At 41.5% G+C, this 7,264-nt stretch carries 7 protein-coding genes; 2 read left to right on the forward strand and 5 right to left on the reverse strand.

What is annotated here, in order from left to right; all coding sequences use genetic code 11:
* The first annotated feature begins 97 nt into the window (after positions 1–97).
* Positions 98–628 (forward strand): prepilin-type N-terminal cleavage/methylation domain-containing protein, encoded by a 531-nt coding sequence (locus CAG68_RS15440; protein WP_005376513.1) that lies wholly within the window; start codon positions 98–100, stop codon positions 626–628.
* A 49-nt stretch (positions 629–677) separates the two neighbouring features.
* On the opposite strand, the gene CAG68_RS15445 is transcribed toward CAG68_RS15440, so the two are convergent.
* The gene (locus CAG68_RS15445) at positions 678–1,658 is read right to left on the reverse strand and encodes a chemotaxis protein (protein WP_025998672.1); all 981 of its coding nucleotides are present in this window, start codon (positions 1,656–1,658) and stop codon (positions 678–680) included.
* Positions 1,659–2,341: 683 nt separating this feature from the next.
* Here CAG68_RS15445 and CAG68_RS15450 point away from each other — a divergent pair.
* Positions 2,342–2,950, forward strand: coding sequence for a response regulator transcription factor (locus CAG68_RS15450; protein ID WP_054701768.1), 609 nt, complete (start codon positions 2,342–2,344; stop codon positions 2,948–2,950).
* Here the strand turns inward: CAG68_RS15450 and CAG68_RS15455 are convergent.
* From CAG68_RS15455 to CAG68_RS15470, 4 genes are all read right to left on the reverse strand, one after another.
* A complete protein-coding gene (locus tag CAG68_RS15455; protein ID WP_033906494.1) occupies positions 2,947–3,834 on the reverse strand; it encodes a LysR family transcriptional regulator in 888 nt (295 codons plus the stop codon). The genes CAG68_RS15450 and CAG68_RS15455 overlap by 4 nt on opposite strands.
* Positions 3,835–3,991: 157 nt before the next feature.
* Positions 3,992–5,362 carry a GGDEF domain-containing protein gene (locus tag CAG68_RS15460; protein ID WP_017635346.1) on the reverse strand — a complete coding sequence of 457 codons (1,371 nt, stop codon included), beginning with the start codon at positions 5,360–5,362 and terminating at the stop codon, positions 3,992–3,994.
* Positions 5,352–5,969 (reverse strand): response regulator, encoded by a 618-nt coding sequence (locus tag CAG68_RS15465; protein WP_161441336.1) that lies wholly within the window; start codon positions 5,967–5,969, stop codon positions 5,352–5,354. The genes CAG68_RS15460 and CAG68_RS15465 overlap by 11 nt, the downstream gene beginning before the upstream one ends.
* Positions 5,962–7,128, reverse strand: coding sequence for an EAL domain-containing response regulator (locus tag CAG68_RS15470; RefSeq protein ID WP_054576033.1), 1,167 nt, complete (start codon positions 7,126–7,128; stop codon positions 5,962–5,964). Before CAG68_RS15470 ends, CAG68_RS15465 begins: the two co-directional genes overlap by 8 nt.
* Positions 7,129–7,264: the final 136 nt, after the last annotated feature.

Genomic DNA, 7,264 nt, shown 5'->3' on the forward strand with positions numbered 1-7,264 from the left:
TTATACTACTGATCGATTTATCATTACCGTACTTATTTACACAATAAACAAGTGTACGGTCAGTGTTTTTCTACCTTTAACTTGCTGTGAAAATAATATGAAAAAACAAACGGGATTTACTCTAATAGAGTTAGTCGTAGTTATTGTCGTGCTCGGTATTCTTGCTGTCACTGCCGCGCCACGCTTTTTAAACCTTCAAAGCGATGCACGTGAAGCACGTTTGGAAGGAATGAAAGGCGCTATTGCGTCAGCATTAGGCGTGGGTTATGGGAAAATGGCGATTGCGGGATTGGAAAGCAAGCCTTACGTTTCAAACTTCGTAGACAGTGCTTTAATGGCAGATTTACCATTTGACGGCTGTAATATTGGTGGTTCAAAGCGCTGTGTTTTTTTATATGGATATCCTGATTCTGATAGCGAATCGATGAAGTTACTCGTGCAAGGACTGAACGAAGAAGACTCGGATTGGAAAACATTTCATCACCCGGCTGGTTCAACAACTCGCGAAATGGTCATTGCTGCAGCCGACGAAAAAAGAGCTAGCCTTACACAATGCGGAATTTTATATGGGCCACCGCAGACTCCAAACGAGAGTTACACCTTAGATATTCTTCCCTGCCCTCAATAAAAATAAGGCTGCCAATCGGCAGCCTTATTTGTTTCATCTGATCGGTTTTTTACGCAAAGTTAAACACGTATTTATCCATCATATTCACCATGCGGCCAATCTCTGGCTTGGTAATCGTATCATTTGCGCCAAGAGATAGTGCTTTCGCTCGGTTATCCTCACTCATCAATGACGAGAACATAATGATCGGCATTTCATGAAACGCTTCGGTATCTCGTAGTCTCTTCACTAAGTGCATACCATCCATTCGAGGCATTTCTACGTCCGTAACCACCGCATCTAATAGCTCTTTAACTGGCAAGTTTTCTTCTTTCGCGACCTCGATCAAGCTCATCAACTTCTCATGCGCCTCACCACCGTCTTTACATGTGATCACATTGTAACCTGAAGAAGCTAATGTATCTTGGATCAAAGAGCGAATAAATGCTGAGTCATCCACCACCATGATCGTTTTAGCATTACGCTTACCGACCATTCTCTGGTTGAGATCCACCGACTTGTCCCCTTTCACATCGTATTTTTCCATACTCAGTTCTGGGTTGATGTCTGCGATGATTTTTTCAAAGTCGAGAATCATGATCAGGTTGCCTTCTTTACGGACAACGGCTACTACACAATCTTGTTCGCCCGCTTCCAAAAACTGACTTGGTGATTCCACATCATTCCAAGAGATACGATGAATACGCGAAATGCTGTCAATTAAGAAGCCATTGGTCATTTTGTTGAAATCCGTAACGATTACAAACTTGCGCTCCAGATCTTGTCGTGTTGGCACACCTAACCAACCAGCTAAATCCACTAAAGGCGTCAGTACATCTCTGGATGAGAACACACCAATCATATGAGGTTGTGCGTTTGGATAATCGGTTGTTTCTGGCACGCGAATCACTTCTCGTACTTTCGCAACGTTAATGCCGTAATAACAAGTTTTTGTGCTGCCATCTGGCAATGTTTTTTCTAAATGAAACTCGATGATTTCAAGCTCATTGGTACCACTTTCTGTCAAAATGGTGCTGGTTACGTTACTCATAAAGCCAATTATCCAACCAAAAATACGCATCAGAAAAGTTTGATGCAAACGCCATGAGAAGCCGTTCTCTGGCTAAAAATCCAAAAGTCCTTTGTAGTCGTTACAACAAAATTTGTAAACCATCAAAAGGACGGCTAACGCACATTTCCATACCAAACCATGTAAAATTGTCTCATTTTTGAACACGACATTATGAGTGGCCAAAGTGCGAATTAACACCTCCACTTTTAGCGGCAGAGTCAATGAAAAGTTTAGAAATAATTTGAAGTAATGTTCAGCGTCAATAGCCAAACCTATCTAACAGATATCAGTACAAAGTTGGCTACTGTGCTCATGCCTGGTGTATAACAAGCTCTCTTCAAGTGGCATGGTATAAAACTGCGCTTGTGAACACACGGGTTTAAATCGAAGCGCTAGAGGCATCGCAAGAAAATCTGAAGGCATAGAACACTGAAAGAACACTTTCAGTTTGTTAGTTTTCTGTCAGCGTAAGTTTTAAGCAATCATCCTATCACTAGGTATTTCAATACCTGACATCGCTATTCCCATAATCAAGACACTGATTTTCACTTTTGGAAAGAGTCATTTTCCTTCCTCTTAGCAAGGTTTTTCCTACAATCCTATTCATCCAATTGCGCTGTCGCCTGACAGCACACTAGTTGATGTATTAGGTGAGGTTAACTTTGAATAATGTTCTTATTATCGACGCTCAACCATTGTATAGCGAAGCTCTTGCTTCTCTAGTTGAATCTGTAGTCAACACAGCTGAAGTGATTCAAACCACTGACAGTGCGGAAGTGATGGATCTTGTTCGAGGCCAAAAGATTGATTTGATTATTCTAGACGTAGTGCTTGGCGACCGCGATGGTATGCGTTTAGCCAAAAACATTTTAGCGACGGGATATCGTGGCCGACTGTTATTTGTTTCTTCACGCGACTACTCGAGTCTTTCTAAAGCAGCGTACGAAATGGGCGCAAACGGCTTCTTAAGCAAACATGAAACAAGAGAGACCATTATTGACGCAATTGTGAGTGTTTCACGTGGTTACTCAATGTTTAAGTCGACTCACACACCATCGTCGGGTAACGTAACACTTTCAAATCGCGAAGCCATGGTGTTCCATTATCTTGTACAAGGCTACTCAAATAAGAAGATTTCTGAACAACTTTCACTCAGCGCTAAAACAATCAGCACCTACAAAACGCGTATTCTGAAAAAGTACCATGCGGACACGTTGATTGAACTTCTGCATACTATTCCTCAGTCAGAAAACATTGAGTTTTGCCGCTAAGCGCTCATGTATTTTGCAATAGCACCGATTAACAACTGGTGCATTGCATCATGTCTTAAGCTTTGCTTCACCTGTACAACCACTTTTGGCCAGCCATCTGGGTAAAAATGCTCTGGCACTCTTATAAATTTATATCCATCAATTGGCGCCTGATATTCAAGTAATACGGTTGCGGCGCTTTTTTGTTTAATTAGCTTCAATACGCTGCTTACGTTGTCTAGAGCCGCAATACGGTTGATGACCATACCGTGGCTTTCCATTGCACGCTTAACGAGCTGCTCTTTCTCTTTCCAACCGATAATCTCTAACATGATAAAGGGAAGTTTGGCTGCTTCTTCTAGGGTGGTAATTCCCAGCTCTTCAGGGACAACTACCACAGCAGGCGCATAGCCGATGAACTTCTGATAAACAGATTTCGGAACATCCTCGTTGAAGTAATGTAACTGCGCATCCACTTTGCCTAGGATTATCTCTTCTATCGTATACTCTGTAATCGTTGCTATCGAAATGTGCGCCTTGGGAAACAGCACCATTAAATCCATTGCAAGTAAATGCCCAAATGAGTATTGAGCGGTTTGCGGTAAACAAATGGTGATGTCTTTTTCGTAATTTTCCGGTTCAAACTCATCTCTAATTAGACAAGTTTCAAGCTTCTCGAGTGCATCGGAAATTTTAGGTAATTGACGTTTTAAATAGTCCGTCGGTTCCATGTGGTGAGGATGCCGAATAAACAATTCATCGTTTAGCTGGAGTCGCAATCGGGCAAGGTATTTGCTAATTGACGCTTCGCTCTTCCCCATCGCTTTCGCAACGGGCTTGAGCTGACGGTGCTTATCCAGTAAGACAAGTATTTTAAGTAAGTTTAAGTCGAGATCTTTGTTCACGTGCTACACCAAATGTAAGGTCGAGAATAAATAGAGCAATCACTATTTGTTGACTGCTCTAATATAAAAGACCACTCATTCTGTTTGGTCAAATTAATCAAACAGTTATGTCATGGTTATGTTCCGTAACTTAACATTGAGTCAATACTAGCGCTGCTTAATGGGACTTTTGTCTGTGTTTTTTCATCTCATAGAGATCTTCATCTGCACGTACAATAACGTCCTGAAGCGTTTCGTGTAATTCATTCGCCGCGATACCAGTACTCACACTAACTTCGATATCCAAGGTCTTTAGTCGATTATCTTTAACGACACTACGAAGCTTCTTCGCCAATATTGAAGATTGACTGATACTGCAACCCGGCAGAATCGCAACAAACTCATCACCACCAGTTCGAACTAGATAATCACTATTTCGAAACACTTTAGACATAGCATCAGCAATAATTCCAATAACTTCGTCCCCTACATGGTGACCGTAATGGTCATTGATTCGCTTGATCCTATCGCCATCTATTGCAATGACGGAATATGGCGCGGTTTCCAAACGACGTTTGAACTCGCTATCTTGAAAAACTCTGCGGTTAAACAATCCCGTTAAATCATCTTTCGTCACGTTCGTCAGTGCTTTCGCGAGGCGAAGTTTGCTCTCTTTAGATTCATAAGCTTTGTTGTAATACGCTAAGGTTACGAAAAAGAAGATGATAAACAAGAACACGTAATCCAATACAATTTTACTGAATGGGTACATGTAAACGATAAGATTGTTGTTGTCTGCGACATATGATTGGGTGTACGCGAATGATGGAAAGGGGTAGCCAGCGAAATAAATCACCATTTGTTTGTTCCCATTCGCTATTTGAACATCCACCGCTTTCCCATCATTATAAAGCGGCGAGAGGTATAATTGTTCCGAGAACTCTCCCACTAACTCACCTTGAAAGTAAACCGGACTCATGATGCTTATCGCCATGTCATCGGAGTATGTCGTTTTAAATGGTAGGGAAAACAATACCCGGTCCGTTAGTTGCTCTTTCCACGCGGCTAACACACAAGAATAGTTACTTTTACACCAATCAACATCAAACGTGGCTTTCACTCCCTCTAGCGCTTCAATCGGTCTCTCTAAGATGAGTTTGTTTCCAGTATAAGAACGAAAATACATAACGGCATTTTGTCGATTGAACGCATTTGATAAATACGCTTCAGCCTGATGAAGCGATTTCCGTGCAACAGCTTCAACGTAATTAAGTTTTTCATAACGTGACAGGGAGTAAATCGCATCTTGAAAGCTCAGCTCTGTTTGCGCTTCTACTTCACTCACGCTCATGCCTTTGTATTGCTCGAGCTGCGCTTCCGTCAATAGCCCCATGAGAATTACTTTTTGTTTTATTTTGGCTAAATTATTCGCGTAAGTGTTGAACTGCTTTACTTCATAAGAAATTAACACCGCACCAATCATTGTGACAGAAGTGACGAATAGTAATGTTGCGATGAAAAGAGACAACGCGATACTTTTAAGTGTCATGATGCGGTCTTACCCCCCCCGCCACTCTTGTTAGCTCAACAATGTTCTTTACGTTAAATTTATCCAATAGACGACGTTTGTATGTGCTGACTGTTTTGTCACTTATTGATAGCACTGAAGCGATTTCTCGATTGGACTTTCCTTGTAATAAATACTTCATTACTGCGCTTTCTCTGCTTGAAAGTTGTGGCATTTCTCGAACGCTATTAACAACTTGCTTAAATTTGAAGAAGGTATACCCCTTCTCTACCGCTTCTATCGCGTCTTTAAGAATGTCGTGATTTTCCGATTTACACACATAGCCATCAGCGCCAGAACGAAAAGCCATTTGGCTGTACATTTGGCTAGTTTCAGCGGAGAAGAAAATGACTTTGCCTTCATAACCATGGGATTTGATACGTTTGTAGAAATCAAACCCATCGCAATCTGCCAAGTTCAAATCTAAGATCAACAGTTGAATTTCTTCCTTTTTCAATATTTGTAATGCCATCTTCGCTGATGTTGCAGTAAATACCCCATTTGTTTTACCTAACTCTTCCAGCAACGACTTGATTGCAACACAAACGAGAGGATGATCGTCAAAGATCAAGTAATTCAATTTATTCATATCTTTCATTTAGTATGGTTATGGCTTCTAGTGGCATGGGTTTATCAATGTAGAAGCCTTGGCAAAGATCAATGCCATACTCACGTATCGCTTGCAGTGTGACTTCGTCTTCAATACCTTCCGCGACCAGTCGTATATTCAAACTTTTCGCTAACGCGCAAATAGCAACAACGATGTTGCGTTTTTTGATATCGCATTCGACACCTTGTACAAACGAACGATCGATTTTTAACTCGTTGAATGGCAGTTGAGCCAGTTTTTCAAACGTCGATGACCCCGTGCCAAAATCATCTATTGAGACAGTGACACCGTTCATCCTCAACTTGAGTAAATTCTTGTACAGGGACGCGCTAGTCTGAAATGTATCTCGCTCTGTAATTTCAATGGTGATTTGTGATGGGTCAATCTCGCTCTCTAAACATTGCTGTAAAAAGTAATGAGAGAACGCCGTATCTTCTAAATTTTCATGGTCTACATTGATGGATACGTTTTGCGTCAATCCGCGGTGTTTCATGTCATAGATAACATTACTCAATACAGCTTGAAACAACTCTCCAGAAAGGCGGCAACGCTCTACAATTGGCAAAAAATAATGAGGGGGTAACACACCATAAATAGGATGATTCCAACGCGCGAGCGCTTCATACCCAAGCACTTCCCCACTTTGCACATCGACTAAAGGCTGGTAATAATTTTTCACGCGCCCTTCAGCCAGAGCAAACAGGAATTCTTGATCTTCCACTTCAATAGGTTGCGCAAAGCTGACTTGTTTCGCTTTTTCATCTTTTATTTTACCCAACAAATCAACGACTTCATTTTCATCGTATGGCTTAGGCAGCTTCCCTAATACTTCAAAACTAAATCCCTCGCACATGGCTCTTACCGCAGAAATAATGGTCAATTCCATTGCACTGACCAGTACAACTTGCCCCTGGTACTGGACTTTATCGAGCATTTCCATCATATCGATGCCGTCTTTTCCGGGCATTTGGATATCACAAAAAATCACGTCAAAATATTGTTCCTGCACACTCTGAATAGCGGCATCCACACAGTTAAAAGGGATGACTTGCGCGCAATAGCGTTCCAATATTTGCGTAAGTATTGTGGTTTGTAGCGGATGGTCATCAATCACCATCACATTAAATTGTGTATTCATTTGTCTCTACCCAATAGTTTATGTTTTCGATCTCCTGCTCGATTCGTAAAATTAGCTCCGCTGTTCGCCTGTCAAACTCCGCAGCAGTAACTCGTTCTGCCTCAATACAAAGCTCAGCCAGCATGCTTACCCCTAT

Source organism: Vibrio sp. V42_P2S4T144 (genome assembly GCF_009904715.1).
Taxonomy (GTDB): domain Bacteria; phylum Pseudomonadota; class Gammaproteobacteria; order Enterobacterales; family Vibrionaceae; genus Vibrio; species Vibrio alginolyticus.